Here is a 17,729-nt window from a genome sequence, read left to right on the forward strand (position 1 = left end):
ACCCCGCACCCCCACCCCGCCCCTAGGTTGGGGGGACCCGCATCGCCGACCGCGCACCACAGAGTTCCGATGGAGGAACGCCATGGCCACGACACCCGTGCTCCGCAGGATCGCGATCGCGCTGGTCGCGGTCGTCGCAGTGGGAGTGGCGGGTGCCGCACCGGCGTCCGCTCTCGACAGGCCCGTCTCCGGATACCTGAAGGACAGCGGGCTCACGCCCGAGAAGATCCGCGACTTCCTCGGCGGACCCCTCATCTCGCCCTCGACGCAGGTGGGCTACGGCGGAGCGGTCTCGAGCGTCGACGCGAACGCGAGCCGCGTGGGCATGGAGGTGCTGAAGCGCGGCGGCAACGCAGCTGACGCCGCGGTCGCCACGGCCGCGGCCCTCGGCGTGAGCGAGCCGTACAGCGCCGGCATCGGCGGAGGCGGGTACTTCGTCTACTTCGACAAGGCCTCCGGCGAGGTCAGCACCATCGACGGACGCGAGACAGCGCCGGCCGGCATCACCTCGGACGCGTTCCTCGACCCCGCGACCGGAGCCCCGTACCCGTTCACCCCGGACCTCGTCTCCTCCGGCGTCGCGGTCGGCGTGCCCGGCACGGTGGCGACCTGGGACACCGCGGTCGACCGCTTCGGCACCCTGCCGCTCCCCGTCGTGCTGGCGCCCTCGATCGCGCTCGCGGCGAAGGGCTTCCGGGTGGACGAGACCTTCCGCAACCAGACGCTCGACAACCTCGAGCGGTTCCAGGCGTTCCCCGACACGGCCGAGCTCTTCCTCCCCGGTGGGGACGCGCCGAAGGTGGGCAGCACCTTCCGCAACCTCGACCTCGCGAAGACGCTGACCTCCATCGCCGTCCACGGGCCGGACGCGTTCTACGAGGGCGCGCTGGCCGCCGAGATCGCCGACACGGTCCAGAACCCGCGGATCGCCGAGGGGTCGGACCTCCCGGCCCCGGCCGGCACGATGACCGCCGCCGACCTCGCGGCGTACTCGGTCGCCGAGCAGGCGCCGACCCGCGTCCCCTACCGCGGACTCGACGTCTACGGGATGGCACCCTCCTCCTCCGGCGGGATCGCGGTCGGCGAGGCCCTCAACATCCTCGAGAACCACGACCTCGCGGCCGAGGACACCGGCAGCGCCCTGCACCTCTACCTCGAGGCGTCCGCCCGCGCCTTCGCCGACCGGGGCGCCTACGTCGGCGACCCCGCCTTCGTCGACGTGCCCACCGAGACGCTCCTCAGCCAGGAGTTCGCGGACTCGCGGGACTGCACGATCGACCCGGCGACCGCCTCCGTCCGCCCGGTCGCGCCCGGCGCTCTCGACGGCTCCGGATGCGCGACCGCCCCCGCCGCGGAGGAGTCGGACACCGAGAACATCTCCACCACCCACCTCTCGGTCGTCGACAAGTGGGGCAACGCCGCCTCCTACACGCTGACGATCGAACAGACCGGCGGCTCGGCGATGACCGTCCCCGGCCGCGGCTTCCTCCTCAACAACGAGATGACCGACTTCTCCCCCACCTTCGTCAACGGGGACCCGAACCGGATCGAGCCGGGCAAGCGCCCGCGCTCGTCGATGTCGCCGACGATCGTGCTCGACGGCGGGGACGTGCGGTTCGTCGTCGGCTCGCCGGGCGGATCGACGATCATCACGACGGTCCTGCAGACGCTGGTCAACCGCATCGACCTCGGCATGACGCTCCCCGAGGCGGTGGCAGCGCCCCGCGCCTCCCAGCGCAACGGCGCGACGACCTCCGCCGAGCCCGAGTTCATCGAGGCGTACGCCGACGACCTCGCTCCCTTCGGCCAGCAGCTGGTCCCCTCGGGCGACACCTTCACCTCGGCCGCGCAGATCGGGGCGGTGGCCGCCATCGAGGTCGACCCCTCCGGCCGGATGACCGCGGTCGCCGAACCGGTGCGGCGCGGCGGCGGCGTCGGGCTGGTGGTCCGGCCCGAGAAGTGACGCCCCGGAGCCTCCGCGGCCCGCTGAGAGGAACCGTCGGCCGGCCGCCCCTCTCGCCCGGGAGCGGTCCTCCGCGGGAAGGAGGCGTCTGCGACACTGGGGAGATGTCGTCGTCGCGCCCGCTGCGCACCCTCCGGGGCGTCGTCGCGGCGACGGTGGCGACGCTCGTCGCACTGTTCTCGCACGTGGCCGGCGGCGGCCAGATCCCGGGTCCGCTCGGTGTCGCGATGCCGCTCGTCCTGTCGGTCCTGGTGTGCGTGGCGCTCGCCGGGCGCAGGCTCTCCCTGGTCCGCCTGGCGGTCTCGGTGGGAGTCAGCCAGTTCCTGTTCCACACGCTCTTCACGATCGGGACCTTCGCGGGGCCGGTCGATGCGCCGACCCTGCACGCGCACCACGGTGCCGTGATCGACGTCAGCGCGGCGATGACGCACAGCGGGATGACCGGCTCCTCGATGTGGGCGGCGCACCTCGTCGCCGCCGTCGCGACGACCGCGGCGCTCCACCGCGGCGAGTCCCTCCTCGTCAGTGTCGCCGCGACGACGAGCCACCTCGTCACCCGCCTGGTGCGGGTCCTGCCGACTCCGGTGGCCGCTCCTCGACCCGCGCGACGCTCCTCCTTCGAGCTGCGCGACGTGCTCCCCCTCGCCTCGGGCGTCTTCCCCCAGGCGGCGCTGCGGCGCGGCCCCCCTCTGCAGCCCGCCTCCTGATCATCGACGCGAGCCGCGGCGAGGACCTCCCCGGAGGTCCCCGCAGCGTCTGACCGACCCGTCTCCTCCCTGGACCCTCGCGAACGGCGCGCCCCTCACCGGGACGGCGGAGGCCGACGAGCCCGACTTCGAGGCGACGACGACCATCGGCTTCCCGGTGATCCCGGAGTTCTCGCACATGAGGCGCGCCCGCTCGGAGAACACCGCCGAGCGCTTCCACCGCCGGGCCTACAACTACGACGACACCCCGACGGGCGAGGACATCTCGAACTCCGGGCTGATCTTCGCGGCGTTCCAGGCCGACGTCACCGCGCAGTTCGTGCCGATCCAGAAGCGCCTGGACGAGCTGGACCTGCTCAACGAGTGGACGACGCCGATCGGCTCCGCCGTCTTCGCGATCCCGCCGGGCTGCGTCGAGGGCGGCTACATCGGCGACACCCTCCTCTGACCCTCACCGGCACCCGCCACAGCACCGAAGGACCAGAAGCATGACCACCACCGCCACGAGACCCCGCGACTCCGCCGACACCCCGCCCCCGCCGCACAGAAGCAGCGCAGGCTGGCTCGGACAGCTGCTGCTCCGCCTGCACTTCTCCGCCGCCCTGTTCGTCGGGCCGTTCATCCTCGTCGCCGCGACCAGCGGAGCGCTCTACGCACTCACCCCGCAGCTCGAGCAGGTCGTCTACGCGCAGGAGCTGCACGCCCCCGAAGCGGACACCTACGTGCCCCTGGCCGACCAGATCGACGCCGCCGACGCGTACACCGGAGGCGGGCAGAGCATCGTCGCCGTCCGCCCCGCACCGAACCCCGGCGACACCACCCGGGTGATGTACGCGGACCCGTCGCTCGGCGCCAGCGAGACCCGCGCGGTCTTCATCGACCCGGCCACCGCCGACGTCCGCGGCGACCTCACCGCCTACGGCACCAGCGGCGCCCTGCCGTTGCGGACCTGGGTCAGCGACCTGCACCGGACGCTGCACCTCGGGGACGTGGGCCGCTACTACAGCGAGCTCGCCGCCTCCTGGCTGGGGGTCGTCGCCCTCGCCGGCCTGGGCCTCTGGATCATCCGCCTCCGCCGCGCCCGCGTGAAGAGGGACCTGCTGCGCCCCGCGCCGAGGACCACCGGCTACAAGCGCCTGTTCTCCTGGCACGCCTCCACCGGCGTCTGGCTGCTCGTCGGCGCCCTGTTCCTCTCGACCACCGGCATCACCTGGTCGCTCTACGGAGGCGGGAACTTCGAGACCCTCCGCTCCGCTGTCGGCTGGACCACGCCCTCGCTGGGGACGACGCTCGGCGACCGGACCGGCGAGGTGGCCGACGAGCACGCCGGACACGCCGGGCACGTCGGACACGGCGCGGCCACCGGCGACGCCGTCGAGTCGACGGCGGGCTACTCGCCGGCCGCCTACGACTCGGTGCTCTCGGTCGCCCGCGAGGTCAACGTGAACACGGGACTGGTCGAGATCCGGCCGCCCGCGGCGGAGGGCTCGGCCTGGGTCGTGCAGGAGATCCAGCGCAGCTTCCCGACCGAGGTCGACGGCGTCGCGATCGACGGGAGCACGATGCAGGTCGTCGACCGGGTCGACTTCGCCGACTTCGGCCTCGTCGCCAAGCTCTCCCGCTGGGGCATCGACACGCACATGGGCTCGATGTTCGGGCTGCCCAACCAGCTGCTGCTGTTCGTCACCGCGGCCGGCATCGCCACGATGGTCGTGCTCGGGTACCTGATGTGGTGGAAGCGCCGCCCCACCCGCGGCCCCCGACGGCTCGTCGGCACCCCGCCGGCCCGGGGAGCTCTCCGGCGCGCGCCGTGGTGGGGAGTCGCGTCCGTCCTGGTGGTCGCCGCCGCGGTCGGGCTGTTCCTCCCGCTCCTGGGGGCGAGCCTCGCGGCCTTCGTGATCATCGACACGCTGCTGGGGCTCCGACCCGCGAACCGCTGAGCGCGCGGGCGCCGACCCGGTGAGGTCCACCGGGCCGGCGTCACAGTCCCTTCGGGAAGCCGAGGGAGCGCAGCACGGGGTCGAGGCCCTCCCACTGCTGACGCCGCTCCGCGTCCCGGTCGGCGTCGCTCCCCCGGAGTCCGACCGCCTTCCTCACCGTTGTCTCCGTGGATTCGGGGCAGTTGTCGGCTCCGGAACGCGCCAGGGGTCCCGGGTACGGCTGACCGCCTTCAGCCGCCTGATGGCATGCCGTGATGAGCCGCCCGGGACCCCGCAACGGCAGGACCGCTCATGGAGAGACGCGACCAGATCGCCCCGTGATGACATGCCGGCGAGGTCGTTCACGGCGCACCGCACCCGCTGAACGGAAGGACCCTGCGTGCCCCGACTCCGGGCCGGAATCGACGCCGGCAAGACCGACCACCACTGCCGGTGAGGGTGCATCGATGATGCTCATCGCGCGCCTCCGAGCCAGAGTCCTGTTGCTGCGGCGATGACGCTGAGGAGGAGCGTGCCGAGGGCGTTGATGGCGGAGGCGAGTTGGCGTCCTTCGGCGAGGAGACGGACGGTTTCGAGGCTGGCGGTGGAGAAGGTGGTGTAGCCGCCGAGGAAGCCGGTGCCGAGGACGAGTCGCCACGGCTCGGGGGCGATGCCTGCGAGGGCGAGGCCGGTGATCAGGCCGAGGAGGAGTGATCCGGTGACGTTGATGACGGTGGTGCCCCAGGGGTAGGCGCCGCCGGTGCGGGCCTTGATGAGCCCGTCGAGGAGGAGCCGTGTTGCGGCTCCGATTCCACCGGCGAGGGAGAGCGCGAGGAACAGTGCGGGTGTCATGCCGGCACCTTCCTCTGCGTGCGTCGCCGGTGGAGTGCTGCGGCGAGGGCGACTCCGATCCAGGACGCGAGGGCACCGAGCAGGACGGTGCCGAGCGCGTAGAGGGCGGCGGGTGCGGGGTGTCCTGTGGTGAGCAGGTGGGCGGTGTCGGTGGCGAGGGTGCTGTAGGTGGTGAAGCCTCCGAGCGCTCCGGTACCGAGCAGCAGCCGTGCGGTGCGGCGTCGGCCCTCGTCGCTGCCGGCTCTGGCGAGAATCTCCAGGAGTACGCCGAGCAGGAGCGCGCCGACGATGTTGATGGCGAAGACGACGGTGTCGAAGGCGGGATCGGCGGGGAACGCGAGGCTCAGGCCCTCCCGCGCCCCGGTCCCGACCGTGCCGCCGGCGGCGACGAGGAGGAGGTATCGCGGACGCAGGTGCACGGGTCGTGGCGTCCCGTCGGGGGCGTCGTCGACGTCGAGGTCGCTGTCGACCGGCAGCTCGGGGTCGGGGTCCGGGGGGCGGTGACGGTGGCGGTCATCAGTCACGGGGAGTGGGACCTTTCGGGAGGGGGCGGGTCAGTGGGTGAGACCGTAGTGCAGCGTGGGGTCGAGGTGTTCGATGTCGACGAGGCGGTTGTACTTCGCGACCCTCTCGCCGCGCGCGGGGGCGCCGGATTTGATCTGCCCGACTCCGGTTCCCACCGAGAGGTCGGCGATGAAGGTGTCGAGGGTCTCGCCGGAGCGGTGGGAGACCATGCAGCGCATGCCTGCGTCGTGCGCGGCCGCGATCGCGTCGAGGGTGCCGGTGATGGTGCCGATCTGATTGGGCTTGATGAGTGCGGCGTTGGAGTAGCCGTTGCGGGCTCCGTCGCGGATGCGGTCGGCGTCGGTGACGTAGAGGTCGTCTCCCACGAGCTGCACCCGGTCGCTGATGGCGTGGGCGAGGAGGGCCCAGCCCTCGTGGTCGTCCTCGGCGAAGCCGTCCTCGATGCTGCGGATCGGGTAGTCGGCGATCAGCTTCTCGTAGTAGCGGGCGAGTGCGTCGCGGTCGAGATCGGTGCCGGCGACGGTGTAGTGGCCGTCGCCGTGGAAGAAGCCGTTCGCGGCGGGATCCATCGCGATCGCGATGTCACCGGTGCCGGGCTGGTATCCGGCGTCGGTGATCGCTGCGACGAGGAGGTCCAGGGCGTCTTCGGGCCGGTCGATGGGGGGCGCGAAGCCGCCCTCGTCGCCGAGCCCGGAGGTGCCGTAGGCGGTGCGGACGCGGGCGGCGAGGGCGTGATAGATCTCGGCGCCGACCTGCACTGCCTCCTCCTCGGTGCCGGCGGAGACGGGGGCGATCATGAACTCTTGGAAGTCGAGGCCGTTCGCGGCGTGCGCGCCGCCGTTGATGACGTTGAAGTGCGGGACGGGCAGGGAGGCGGTCGCCCCGGTGTGATCGGCGATCCACCGGTGCAGGGGCAGGCCGGTGCGCGCGGCGAAGGCGCGGGCGGCCGCGATGGAGACGGCGACGACGGAGTTCGCTCCGAGGCGGGCGAGGTTCGCGGTTCCATCCAGTGCTCGCAGCGCTTCGTCGATCTCGCGAAGCGAAGTCCAGGAATGATCGAGCAGGAGGGCGCGGATCTCGCCGTCGACGGCCGCGACAGCGGAGCGGACTCCGCGTCCGCCGAACGCGGGGCCGCCGTCGCGCAGCTCGACCGCTTCGAACGCGCCCGTCGAGGCGCCCGCGGGGGCGGAGGCGTCCAGGACGGTGTCGTCGTCCAGACGCAGGGTGACAGCGACGGTCGGGAAGCCGCGGGAGTCGAGGATCTGCCGTGCGGCGACGTCGGTGATGACCAGCGGGTGTCCGGCGGGGTGGGTGACGTACTCGCCCGTCCCGTGGATGCTGGTGCGGGTGTGGCTGATGTAGGCGTTCATCAGGTTCCTCCTTCGTGGGCGAGCGTGATCGCCGCCCGGTCGGCTCTTGCGGGGTCGAGGTAGCGTCCGCTCCTCGAGATCGGTGTCCCGGACGGCCCGGTGTCGTACAGGTACGGCTGACCCGTCGGGATGTTCAGATCGCGGACCGCGGCATCGCCGAGGTCCTCGAGAAGGGCGCGCAGCGCGCGCAGGGAGTTGCCGTGCCCGACGATGAGCACCGTCTCGCCCTCCTGGAGGGCGGGCAGGATGCGCTCCTCGAGGAGCGGCTGCAGTCGGTGGACGACGTCGCGCAACGACTCCGTCTCCGTCATCGCCTCGGCCGGCTGCCCACGGAACGCCGCGGACCTGTGCAGCTGCACGAAGGCGGCGGCGGACAGAGCAGGCGGGCGGACGTCCATCGACCGGCGCCACTCCAGGAAAGCGTCGGCCCCGTACCGGGCTCTGACGGCGCTTGTGGACAGGCCGGTGAGCGCTCCGTAGTTGCGCTCATTCAGCCGCCACTGGGCCGCGACGATCCGCGGCCGCCCTGGAAGGGCGCCGGCGATGATCCGGGCCGATTCGGTGGAGCGTTGCAGGGTCGACGTGAGGATCAGATCGGGGTCGATCGATGCGTCCCTCAGTAGCGTCGCGGCCTGTCGCGCTTCGTCACGTCCGAGGTCGGTGAGGGGGACGTCGAGGACGCCGCAGAAGAGACCGTCGGCGTTGCCGGTGCTCTCACCGTGGCGCACGAGGACGAGCGGGGGATGCGCGGGCATGGGTCACCTACCTGGTCTCTGATCGAGAAGGTAGGAACCATCAGCCTCGGCGGCAGTTCGAGCTCACGCTCGGGCGGGATCCATCACCACTGCCGTCAGCCTACGCCCGCACCTCGGTCAGGACCAGGGCAGCGGCTCCGAATCATCGACCGGGGCGAGGGGGATCATGAGGGCCGGCCGGTGCTGACGGTGAGCGAGACGGGCGCCGACGGCACCGGAGAAGACCTCCTGCACGGTGCGACGCAGAGACGGCTCCTTCGTGCCGACAATGATCATGACCGCATCGACACGGTCCGCGAGCGTCGCCAGAGCGTGTGCAACGTCACCGGCCATCTGATGCGTCTGCCACGGGACACGGTCACCGACGATCCGGTCAAGCCGCTCGAGGATCGCAGGATCTGGAGCCAGTGGAGTGTCGCAGATGCACTGCGGGCGACACCGGCCCCTTCCCAAGGGTCCGGTCCCCGCCAGCTGCCCGCGCGTACACGTGCGGACGCTGCGGCGTACCCGAATCGGCTGCTACTGACGAAGCGCGCCTCGGGAACGAACGGCGGGATCAGGCTCGACCCGACGATCGGGGTGTCGTCGAGGATGGCACGCGGTCGAACCGATCACCACGGAGACCACCGCGCGCGAGGCGGTGAGAAGCAGCTCAGGCGCAAGGGGGTCGCGAATCGTCGTCGGCGCGGTTCACTCACTGCATGGATGGTCTGCCCTTCGTTGTTCTCGTCGTCATCTTTCTCGCCGCCGCCGCAGTGGTGTGGGTCGCCGGCATCCAGTTGTCGAAGGCCACGGACGTTCTGGATGCGCGTCTGCACCTGGGGAGTGCGCTGGGCGGTCTGATCGTTCTCGCCGTCGCGACGAACCTGCCGGAGATCGCGATCACCGTGTCCGCCGCGCTCTCCGGGAACCTGGACGTCGCGGTCGGCAACATCCTCGGCGGCATCGCACTGCAGACCGTGGTCCTCGTCGTCCTCGACCTGTTCGGCAAGCGCGGAAAGGGTGCGAAGCCGCTCACCTACCGTGCCGCATCCCTCACACTCGTGCTCGAGGGGCTCGTGGTCGTCGCGGTGCTCGCCGTCGTCATCGCCGGCAGCCAGCTGCCCTCCGGACTGGAAGTGCTGCGCCTGACCCCGGACGTCGTCCTCATCGCCGGCCTCTGGGTCGTCGGGCTGCTGCTCGTGCAACGCTCCGGCAAGCACCTCCCCTGGCACGAGGACGGGCGGGCCCCCGACGCGACAGCATCCCCCTCGAAGAAGAAGACGCACCCGATGAGCACACGCAAGGCGACCATCGTGTTCACGATCTCCGCCGCGGCGACCCTCCTCGCCGGTGTCGTGCTCGAGCGCGCCGGTGATGCAGCATCCTCGCAGCTCGGTCTCTCAGGGGTGCTGTTCGGAGCCACCGTGCTCGCTCTCGCCACCTCCCTCCCCGAGATCTCGACCGGGCTGCAAGCCATCAAGCAGGGCGACGACGACCTCGCCATCAGCGACATCTTCGGCGGCAACGCCTTCCTCCCCGTCCTGTTCCTCGTCGCCACCGTCCTCTCCGGCACCGCAGTCCTCCCGCAGGCGAACTCGTCCGACATCTACCTCACCGCTCTCGCCGCCCTGCTCACCCTCGTCTACATCGTCGGACTGATCTTCCGACCCACCCGCCGCATCGCCGGCATGGGAATCGACTCGTTGATCGTGCTCGCGCTCTACACCGTCGGCATCGCCGGGCTCTTCGCCATCACCGCGACATGACGTCCGCGCCGCCGTGGGCAGATCGACCAGATCGCTGTAGCTCGAGCAGACACGGCCGCGGGCGTGATCGGCGTAGCGACGAGCCGTGCACCGGTCAGCGCAACTCGTGTGCGATCTCCAGGAACGCCGCCGCGGACGACCCGATGCGATCGGACCAGATGGCGCGGAGGGGTCGCACGAGTGCTGGTCCGCGGAGGGGCACTCGTATCAGTGAGCGCGCGGCGAGATCTGTTTCGACGGTGAGGATGCTCATGACTGCGGGCGCGATGCCGGCGCGGGCGTTCGCTCGGATGATCGCCGTCGTCTCCAGGATCGCGGCGGGAGTCGTGAGTGCGAGCCCGGCGTCGTGGAGCCATGCTTCGAGGGTCGTCCGGGTGCCGGAGCCTTCCTCTCGCGTCAGCAGTGCGGTCCCGGCCAACTCCTCGGCGCCGATACTCGCCGCGCGTGCCCAGGGGTGGTCCGGTGCCACGACGACAGCGAGTTCGTCCTCCGCGACCACGTCAGAGGAGAGCGTGGCCGTGGACGCCGGTGTCTCGACGAATCCGAGCTGCGCGGCACCGGATCGCACGAGCTCTGTGACCGTGGCTGAATTGCCGGCGATCAGCTGCACACTCACCTCGGGTGTGCGCTGTCGGAATTCGAGGAGCCAGCGTGGGAGCAGCAGTTCGGCGATGGTCTGCGACGCCGCGAGAACCAGTGAGCCGGTCGGCTGTCGCAGTGCCGCCGCGCCCGCCTCGAGGCGGCGGGACGCCTCGAGGACCGGGCCGGCCAGCTCGAGCACGAGCCGGCCCGCGTCGGTCATCAGGGACCCGATCGGAGAGCGGCGCACGAGCGGCTGCCCGATGGCGCGCTCCGCTACCCGCAGACGCGCCGAGACGGCCTGCTGGGTGACACCGAGGGCTTCGGCAGCGCGGGAGAGCGAGCCCGCCTCGGCGATGCGTTCGAGCACCTCCAGCGTGTCGAGATCCAGGATCCGGTCCGTCAATCGCCGCGTCGCCACAAGCACTCATTGTGCCCCGCCAACACGATCGCTGTATCGGCTGGTGACGGCGATGCTCAGGCTGGAGTCATGACAACTTTCTCCCCCGCCCGCGCATCTTCCTCGATCGGGCATCCTCCGCGGTCGAGGCGCTTGTTCCGGGAGTTGGAGCATCCGGGACTGATCGTGTCGAACCTGACGCCGAACTGGTTCGCGTCGATCATGGGCACCGGCATCGTCGCGGTCGCCGCCGCGTCCCTGCCACTCCAGTTCCCCGGACTCCGTACCGGGGCCACCGTCGTCTGGGCGATCGCCGCGATGCTGCTCGTCGCGCTGACGGTCGCGACCGGGCTGCACTGGGTCCGCTACCGCGCTACAGCGATGAGGCACCACCTGAATCCGGTCCTCTCGCACTTCTACGGCGCGCCTCCCATGGCGTTCCTCACCGTCGGCGCGGGAACCCTCCTCCTCGGCAAGGACTGGATCGGCCTGCCGGCCGCTGTCACCATCGACTGGGTGCTCTGGACCGCGGGGACTCTCGGCGGGCTGGTGACGGCGGTCCTGGTGCCCTACCTCGCGTTCACCCGGCATGAGAACAAGCCCGATTCGGCGTTCGGCGGCTGGCTGATGCCGATCGTTCCGCCGATGGTGTCCGCTTCCACCGGCGCATTGCTGCTGCCGTACACGCCCGCCGGGCAAGCGCGGGAGACGCTCCTGTGGTCCTGCTACGGCTTCTTCGGCCTCAGCCTGGTCGCGTCGCTGGTGGTGATCACCCTGATCTGGAACCGGCTCGCGCAGCACAAGGTAGGAGCGGCGGGGATGGTGCCGACGCTGTGGATCGTCCTCGGTCCGGTCGGACAGTCGATCACCGCTGTGAATCTGCTCGCCTCGAACGCGCCCACCGTCGTCGACGCCGGCACGGCGCGTGCGCTGTTGGTCGTGGCTCTGGTGTACGGCTTCGCGATGCTCGGCTTCGCGCTGCTCTGGACCGTCATCGCCCTCGCGATCACTCTCCGCACCGCGAAGGAGCACCTGCCGTTCAGTCTGACGTGGTGGTCGTTCACGTTCCCCGTCGGCACCTGCGTCACCGGACTGAACGGCCTCGCCCTGCACTCCGGTCTCACGGTCGTCGCCGGCCTCGCCGTGCTCTACTACGTCGGCCTGGTCGCCGCGTGGATCATCGTCGCCGCCCGCACGTTCCACGGTTCCGTGATCCGCGGCACCCTGCTCGCACCACCGCGGCCGGCCTGACCGGGATCGAGGAGCATCGTGGATGTCCGAACCCTGAACGCCCTCGCCGAGACCTGGCGGAGTACCGCGGACGCGACCGGACGCTTCGTTCCGGGCTTCGATCCCCGCTCCGGCGGCACCGCCAGTCGCGTCCTGGTGCTGATGCAGTCACCCGGCCCTCGGACGATCGCCGCGGGATCCGCTGCCGTCTGCAGCGAAGACAACCTCGGGCCCACCGCCGCCGCGTTCCGGACGGCCCGCATCGAGTCCGGACTCTCCCGCGACCACTACCTCCGATGGAACCTCATCCCGTGGGAGATCCCTGGCCGCGTCCGCCCCGCGGACATCGAGCAGGGCCGGCTCGCGCTCGGTGAGCTGCTGGAGCTGCTGCCCGCGCTCGACGCCGTCGTCACCTACGGGACCGTGGCGCTCGACGGGGTCATGCGCTACCTGACCCTGCACGATGATCCCCGCGTCGTCCCCGTCCTCGCGGCACCGCACCCCTCACCGGCCAACGGACGTCACCGCGCCGACCAGCACCTCCGCTCCGTGAACGCGCTCCGCCTCGCGAATCGTCTCGGATCCGGTCGGCGAGTCGCAGACTGACGGCACTGAAGGGAGACGTCCGCGGCTCGGCCGGCACCGGTCGTCGTGACCGATGAGGCGCTGATCTCAGACGGATCCCGTCCTCGGACCGCTGACGGGACCGGCCTGGTCGTCCACGACGTCGACGGTGTACGCCGCGCCGTGCTCGAGCGTGTGGCCGACGGTGCACTGGCGATCGACGGCCCGGCGGGTGCGCTCGGACAGTGAGGCGATCCGCTCGGGATCGAGCCCCGACAGGTCGGCGCGGATCACGGCGGTGATCGAGTCGTAGCGGTCCTCACCCTCGGGCTTGGTCGCGGTGATGTCGGTGGTCGCTTCGAAATCGGCTCCGAGGCGGCTGGCGAGGATGTGGTCCGAGGAGAGCATGCCGCAGGCGGCGAGGGCGAGGTGCAGCAGCTCGCCGGGCGAGAACACGCCGTCGGCGTCCGACCCGCCGATGCGGACCTCGGCTCCTCGCGCGTTGCGGCCGATGAAGCTTCTCGGTCCCTCGCGGGTGATGTGCAGCGGCGTGGTCTCGGTGCTCATGGTCTGCTCCTGTCCGGTGTCCGCGGCACCGCGGGCAGTGTCGGTGTCTCCTGCTGGCGGGCGGTGTCTCAGGTGTCGGTGCGGACGAGGGGGGAGTTCGTGCCGCGGACCCTGATGTCGACGCCGGTGATCTCCGACCGGGCGATGCCCGTGGACGCCGCCAGGTCGACGGCGCGCTGCCCGGCACCCGTCCAGGTGGCGACGGTGATCGTGCTGCCGTCTGTGCGGGTGATCACGAGTTCGTACTCCGCGTCGGCGGGCGCATCACCACTGTAGGTGCAGCTCCACTCCAGCCGGGTACCCCACGGCTTCCCCTCGACCTGGATGTCCGCAGCGAGAGCGGGATCGGCCGCGATCGGGTCCATCGGTTCCAGGGTCGCCTCACTCGCCACGGGAGCGCCCGCGATGCCCGTGCCGAGAGCGACCCCTCCGAAGACGGAGGCGGTGACGGCGGCCGCGACGGCGAGGGACGTCACCAGCCGGCGCCGACGTCGGCGCGCCCGGACACGGTGGGCGATGGCGGGCAGCGTCACCATCGACGGCGGCGACTCCTCGCCGTCGTCCGATGCGCTGATGGCGAGAGCGTCCTCGACGGAGAGGCGACCGACGATGCCGGGCAGTCCTGCCAGCTCTGCCACGGCCGCGCGGCAGGCCGCGCAGCCGCTGAGGTGCTGCTCGTACTCGAGTCGCTGATCCGCGGGGAGAGCGCCGAGGACGTAGGACGCGTCCCAGTCGCGGTACTCGTCCTCCGTCGCAGAGCTTCCGTGGTGGTCGTTCATCGGGTGACGCCCCTTTCCTGCAGAGCCAGTCGCAGTCCGCGCAGTCCGTAGTGCAATCGAGATTTCGCTGTTCCCTCGGGGATGGAGTGCCGGCGGGCGATCTCGGGGACGGTGTGTCCGAGGAAGTACGCGTCCACCACGATCTGACGATGCTCCACCGACAGCGATGCGAGAGCGTCGGCGACCAGGATGCTGTCCAGGACCGCGTCGGTGCGATCGGGGACGGCGCCGCCGCCGTCCTCGTCCTTCGCCGGCACCTCGCGTCGGCTCCGAGCGGATCGGGCGTCGTCGATGACGAGGTTGCGGGCGACGGTGAACAGCCACGCGCGAGCGGCGTCGGCGTCGCGTTCGAGGACCTGCGGGCGCTGCCAGGCCCGGACCATCGTCTCCTGCACGACGTCCTCCGTCAGCGCCGCGTTCCGAGTGAGGTTCTGCACGAAGCGCCGCAAGGCCGGGCCGTGACTCTCGTACAGCGCCGCCAGGAGCTCATCGACGGGGCGGGGCACAACGCTCACCGCCTCGAAGCGCCACGGTGCGCTCCCTCATCACGGTTGCTGCGATCACTGCCGGTCATCCCTTCCGTCCATGCCTGTCGAGAACCGGCGACCCGGCCCGACGATGCGCTTCGCTGCGCGGGGACGGGTCGCCGTCGCATCAGGACGCCGGGGTGGCGGTGCTCATGGCCGCGGCTTCCTTGTTCATCGTGCCGTCAGGGAGGAGGACGTACCAGGCGTCCTTCACACCCTGCCCGTTGACCTGGCCCGGCGCGGTGTCCTTCGCGAACCGGTAGACCGGCCATCCGTCGACGGTCAGCTGGGTCGTCCCGTCGGTGCGCGTGATCGAGCCGACCTCTCCGGTGATCCCGTCCGCGGCGGTCGTGCTGGACGCCGACACGGCCGGCCAGGTCGTGGCGCACTCGTCGTAGCAGCTGCTGCTGCCCGAGTTCTGCGTGTCCTTCATGAACGTGTAGACGGTGTAGCCGGCCTCGTCCGTGATGATCTCGCCCAGCGGCGAGGACGCCGTCGTGAGAGCCGCCGTCCCAGCGGAGGCGGTCGCGGTGGCGGAGGCCATCGCGGTGGCGGAGGGGCTGTCGGCCGGCGCTTCCGACGAGGCGGCCGAGCCGGCGGCCGTCGAGCATCCGGCGAGAAGGACGGCGGCGAACGCCGCAGTCGTCACAGTGGTCGCGATTCGCTTGAGCATGATGCCTCCTGTAGTGCGGGGGCCGAGGTGGTCCCACCGAGGACACGACACAGCAGTCGCGGACGTTCAACGACGCGAGAAGATCGCTGGGAGAGCATCCGCGCAGCGGGCGGATTCAGTGAGAGCGACGATCCGTTGCGCGCTCCTTCGCGTGAAGGCCCGAGGCTGCGCGCTGCTCTCCACGGCGGCGTGCGAGCAGTGATCGACCATGTGCGCGACGGCTGCGGCCTGCCCGGCCGCCCGCGCGGCAGCGGTGGCGGCAGGCTCGCCCGCCTGCGTCGCGGCGCGGGCTGCGGCGTGCGCCGTGAAGGCCGCCGCGCGGCACTCGGTCATCGGAGCCTCGCCCCGCCCCCAGGCGAGGAGGACGTCGAGCGCGCGCCGGGGCCGGGCATTGTCCGGGTCCCGCTCCTCGAACGCGGGGAGGGCGCGCTCCGCGCACTCCGCCGCCCACCGCGCGAGCGCCCGGTGGACCTCCGGCTCCGGATCCGCCCAGGCCGGCTCCTCCGCTCCGCTCACGGGTCTTCCTCCGATTCCGGAGCTCAGCTGGCTCTTCCCAGATGAGGGTGTAGGTCGGCCGGGAGCGTCGGTCCGCAGATAGACGTCGAGGTCTCCCGACGACGGAGGTTCCTACGCCATCCGTCCGAAAGACCTCGACGTGACCGACGCTACCCCGCCGGCCGGCTTCGGCCGCCCTGACCTGACCGCCTTCGCGTCTCATCCCAGTCGACCCTGATCGAGTCTGCTGACCCCCTCGACGAGAACGCAGCGACATCACAGCCACCCAACCCCCGACCGTCCGGGAAGCCGGGACACGTCACATGACCTGTGCTGCGGGCGTGTCGAGTGAGTCGTCCAGGGGCGACGCAGGAGCGTCGACGCGACGTGCTGAGAGGTGGTTCCAGTCGAGCGCTAGGACACCGGCTACAGGCATGGCGATAGGTCAGGAACGGCGTCGCTCCCTGCGCAGGAGGGAGCGCAGAGTCTCGGCATTCGCGTAGCCGACCCGTAGCGCGATCTCGGCGGAGGTGAAGTCCGTGGTTGCTGAGAGGTGCCGAGCTCGTTCGATGCGAAGCCGTTGGACGAAGCCGAGCGGAGTGAGGTTGAGCGCCGCACGGACTCGTCGTTCGAGGGTGCGCCGGCTGGTGCCGAGCGACTGCGCGACGAAGGCGACGTTGAACGGTTCGTCCAGGCGGGCGCGCACGAAGCGTTCGAACTCGACGACGATCGGGTCCTCGTGCCGGAGATGTTCGTAGGCGACGAAGGCCGCCTGAGACGGACGCTCGTCGATGATGAGGAGCTTGGCGACATGTTGGGCCAGGTCGGGGCTGATCGATCGCACGAGTGAGAGCGCGAGGTCGATGTGGGCGAACGCGGCGCCGGCGGTGACGAGGTTCCCGTCGACCACGACCATGGTGTCGAGATCGAGGGCGACGGTCGGATAGCGCTTCAGGAACTCCGGCCCCAGGAACCAGCTGGTCGTCGCCCTCCGATGATGCATCCGTCCGGTCTCGGCGACAGCGAACACGCCGGTGCACGCCGCGGCGATCCGGGTGGTCGCCTCGTCGAGGCGCCCGAGCGAGGCGATGACCGAACGAGCATCTCGGCTCTGGAGGACGTCGTTGGTAGCGGCGGCCGTAAGGGTTCCAAGCGCAGGGACGACGACCACGTCGAACTCTCCGGACTCCGACAGCGGGTGGTCCACCGACAGGGTCATCGATGCCGTCGTGGTCACTCGCCGTTTCGGTCCGAGGATGGCGAGTTCGATCGGGTCGATCCTCGGGTCGACATCGCCGCGGGCTCCGTCGGCCACCCGCACGATGTCGATGATCGACGCGATAGCCGAACCGAAGCAGCCGTCGATCGCGATCAGTCCGATACGCATGACGTAAACAATAGCAATACTGCCGTATACGCCACTCCCCACCGGCCCTCGCTCGTCATAGGCTGAACTCGTCCCACGAAGAACCCCGACGTCAAGGAGAGTCCCTCATGTCCACACCCGCATCACTTCCGTATGCCTTCGTCGCCAAGATCGTCGCGGCCGATGGACAGCACGACGCGGTCGCCGATCTGCTCGCCGGCGCTGTCGCACTCGCCAACGAAGAAGTAGGAACGATTGTCTGGTTCGCGGTCAGGACCCACGCCGACACCTTCTGGATCTTCGATGCATTCCCCGACGAAGCCGCTCGCGACGCCCACGCCAACGGCGCCATCGTCGCAGCCCTGATGGCCAACCAGCACCTCCTCGGCGCAGCACCCGAGATCCTGGCGGCCGACGTCCTCGCGTCCAAGCTCCCGTAGTCCGCCAACGCACGAGACGATCGCGCCCCGCCGAGCCGTCGCCAGGTCGCGACGCAACGCCACGCTGCGTTGCCGAGCGGTGCAAGGCCTTTCGGCACACGGACAGGATGCCGGCCGCGAGCGCTCAGCCGGCGAGGGGTCCGTCGCAGAGGAGAGCGACGTCGGTGTCGGGCAGAGCCGTGAGGCCAGCGCATCGCGCGACCACCAGAACGGTTCGCCGGAGCCGCCTGTCGGAATCGAACGGACGACCTCATCACGTCGGCTTTGCGT

19 protein-coding genes, 1 pseudogene and 1 riboswitch are annotated in these 17,729 nt (G+C 70.7%); of the genes and pseudogenes, 8 read left to right on the plus strand and 12 right to left on the minus strand.

Annotated features, from left to right (window positions below; translation table 11 throughout):
* Positions 1 to 82 precede the first annotated feature (82 nt).
* From ggt to C5C57_RS10790, 4 genes and pseudogenes are all read left to right on the plus strand, one after another.
* Positions 83 to 1,963, plus strand: a complete 1,881-nt coding sequence (gene ggt, locus C5C57_RS10775; protein ID WP_104297622.1) for a gamma-glutamyltransferase — start codon at positions 83 to 85, stop codon at positions 1,961 to 1,963.
* Positions 1,964 to 2,067: 104 nt separating this feature from the next.
* A complete protein-coding gene (locus tag C5C57_RS10780) occupies positions 2,068 to 2,670 on the plus strand; it encodes a hypothetical protein (protein WP_104224800.1) in 603 nt (200 codons plus the stop codon).
* Between the two features lie 76 nt (positions 2,671 to 2,746).
* Positions 2,747 to 3,118 (plus strand): annotated as a pseudogene (locus C5C57_RS10785) (Dyp-type peroxidase); the annotation flags it as partial.
* 40 nt (positions 3,119 to 3,158) lie between these two features.
* On the plus strand, positions 3,159 to 4,610 hold the full coding sequence (locus tag C5C57_RS10790; RefSeq protein WP_104248090.1) for a PepSY domain-containing protein: 1,452 nt from the start codon (positions 3,159 to 3,161) through the stop codon (positions 4,608 to 4,610).
* Between the two features lie 453 nt (positions 4,611 to 5,063).
* Here C5C57_RS10790 and crcB read toward each other — a convergent pair whose 3' ends face one another.
* From crcB to C5C57_RS10815, 5 genes are all read right to left on the minus strand, one after another.
* The gene (gene crcB / locus C5C57_RS10795; RefSeq protein ID WP_104224798.1) at positions 5,064 to 5,441 is read right to left on the minus strand and encodes a fluoride efflux transporter CrcB; all 378 of its coding nucleotides are present in this window, start codon (positions 5,439 to 5,441) and stop codon (positions 5,064 to 5,066) included.
* Positions 5,438 to 5,965 (minus strand): CrcB family protein, encoded by a 528-nt coding sequence (locus tag C5C57_RS10800; protein ID WP_258072744.1) that lies wholly within the window; start codon positions 5,963 to 5,965, stop codon positions 5,438 to 5,440. The genes crcB and C5C57_RS10800 overlap by 4 nt, the downstream gene beginning before the upstream one ends.
* A gap of 30 nt (positions 5,966 to 5,995) precedes the next feature.
* Positions 5,996 to 7,336, minus strand: a complete 1,341-nt coding sequence (eno, locus tag C5C57_RS10805) for a phosphopyruvate hydratase (protein WP_104224797.1) — start codon at positions 7,334 to 7,336, stop codon at positions 5,996 to 5,998.
* Positions 7,336 to 8,091: a 2,3-diphosphoglycerate-dependent phosphoglycerate mutase gene (locus C5C57_RS10810; RefSeq protein WP_104248138.1), complete on the minus strand. Its 756-nt coding sequence runs from the start codon at positions 8,089 to 8,091 to the stop codon at positions 7,336 to 7,338. The genes eno and C5C57_RS10810 overlap by 1 nt, the downstream gene beginning before the upstream one ends.
* Before the next feature lie 24 nt (positions 8,092 to 8,115).
* A riboswitch (Fluoride riboswitch) is annotated at positions 8,116 to 8,188 on the minus strand.
* A gap of 20 nt (positions 8,189 to 8,208) precedes the next feature.
* Positions 8,209 to 8,424: a hypothetical protein gene (locus C5C57_RS10815; protein WP_104248139.1), complete on the minus strand. Its 216-nt coding sequence runs from the start codon at positions 8,422 to 8,424 to the stop codon at positions 8,209 to 8,211.
* A gap of 368 nt (positions 8,425 to 8,792) precedes the next feature.
* Here C5C57_RS10815 and C5C57_RS10820 point away from each other — a divergent pair, with 368 nt between their 5' ends.
* Entirely contained in the window at positions 8,793 to 9,839 is a 1,047-nt protein-coding gene (locus C5C57_RS10820; protein WP_104248140.1) for a sodium:calcium antiporter, read from the plus strand.
* A 94-nt stretch (positions 9,840 to 9,933) separates the two neighbouring features.
* On the opposite strand, the gene C5C57_RS10825 is transcribed toward C5C57_RS10820, so the two are convergent.
* Positions 9,934 to 10,839, minus strand: coding sequence for a LysR family transcriptional regulator (locus C5C57_RS10825; RefSeq protein WP_104224793.1), 906 nt, complete (start codon positions 10,837 to 10,839; stop codon positions 9,934 to 9,936).
* Positions 10,840 to 11,004: 165 nt separating this feature from the next.
* Here C5C57_RS10825 and C5C57_RS10830 point away from each other — a divergent pair, with 165 nt between their 5' ends.
* Both C5C57_RS10830 and C5C57_RS10835 read left to right on the plus strand, forming a co-directional pair.
* Positions 11,005 to 12,069 (plus strand): TDT family transporter, encoded by a 1,065-nt coding sequence (locus tag C5C57_RS10830; RefSeq protein WP_258072458.1) that lies wholly within the window; start codon positions 11,005 to 11,007, stop codon positions 12,067 to 12,069.
* Positions 12,070 to 12,087: 18 nt separating this feature from the next.
* Positions 12,088 to 12,654, plus strand: a complete 567-nt coding sequence (locus C5C57_RS10835; protein WP_258063694.1) for a uracil-DNA glycosylase family protein — start codon at positions 12,088 to 12,090, stop codon at positions 12,652 to 12,654.
* A 66-nt stretch (positions 12,655 to 12,720) separates the two neighbouring features.
* Here C5C57_RS10835 and C5C57_RS10840 read toward each other — a convergent pair whose 3' ends face one another.
* The 6 genes from C5C57_RS10840 to C5C57_RS10865 form a co-directional block, all read right to left on the minus strand.
* Positions 12,721 to 13,179 (minus strand): OsmC family protein, encoded by a 459-nt coding sequence (locus tag C5C57_RS10840; RefSeq protein WP_104248143.1) that lies wholly within the window; start codon positions 13,177 to 13,179, stop codon positions 12,721 to 12,723.
* 68 nt (positions 13,180 to 13,247) lie between these two features.
* Entirely contained in the window at positions 13,248 to 13,958 is a 711-nt protein-coding gene (locus tag C5C57_RS10845) for an anti-sigma factor (RefSeq protein ID WP_104248144.1), read from the minus strand.
* Positions 13,955 to 14,464: a sigma-70 family RNA polymerase sigma factor gene (locus C5C57_RS10850; RefSeq protein WP_056865923.1), complete on the minus strand. Its 510-nt coding sequence runs from the start codon at positions 14,462 to 14,464 to the stop codon at positions 13,955 to 13,957. Before C5C57_RS10850 ends, C5C57_RS10845 begins: the two co-directional genes overlap by 4 nt.
* Before the next feature lie 148 nt (positions 14,465 to 14,612).
* Positions 14,613 to 15,158, minus strand: a complete 546-nt coding sequence (locus C5C57_RS10855) for a hypothetical protein (RefSeq protein WP_104261243.1) — start codon at positions 15,156 to 15,158, stop codon at positions 14,613 to 14,615.
* Between the two features lie 66 nt (positions 15,159 to 15,224).
* On the minus strand, positions 15,225 to 15,674 hold the full coding sequence (locus C5C57_RS10860; protein ID WP_146081553.1) for a putative immunity protein: 450 nt from the start codon (positions 15,672 to 15,674) through the stop codon (positions 15,225 to 15,227).
* Positions 15,675 to 16,098: 424 nt separating this feature from the next.
* Positions 16,099 to 17,040 (minus strand): GlxA family transcriptional regulator, encoded by a 942-nt coding sequence (locus C5C57_RS10865; RefSeq protein WP_053548963.1) that lies wholly within the window; start codon positions 17,038 to 17,040, stop codon positions 16,099 to 16,101.
* 107 nt (positions 17,041 to 17,147) lie between these two features.
* On the opposite strand from C5C57_RS10865, the gene C5C57_RS10870 reads away from it, so the two are divergent.
* Positions 17,148 to 17,459, plus strand: a complete 312-nt coding sequence (locus tag C5C57_RS10870) for a putative quinol monooxygenase (protein WP_033107114.1) — start codon at positions 17,148 to 17,150, stop codon at positions 17,457 to 17,459.
* Positions 17,460 to 17,729: the final 270 nt, after the last annotated feature.

The sequence above is a fragment of the Rathayibacter sp. AY1C5 genome (assembly GCF_002931705.1).
Classification (GTDB): Bacteria; Actinomycetota; Actinomycetes; order Actinomycetales; family Microbacteriaceae; genus Rathayibacter.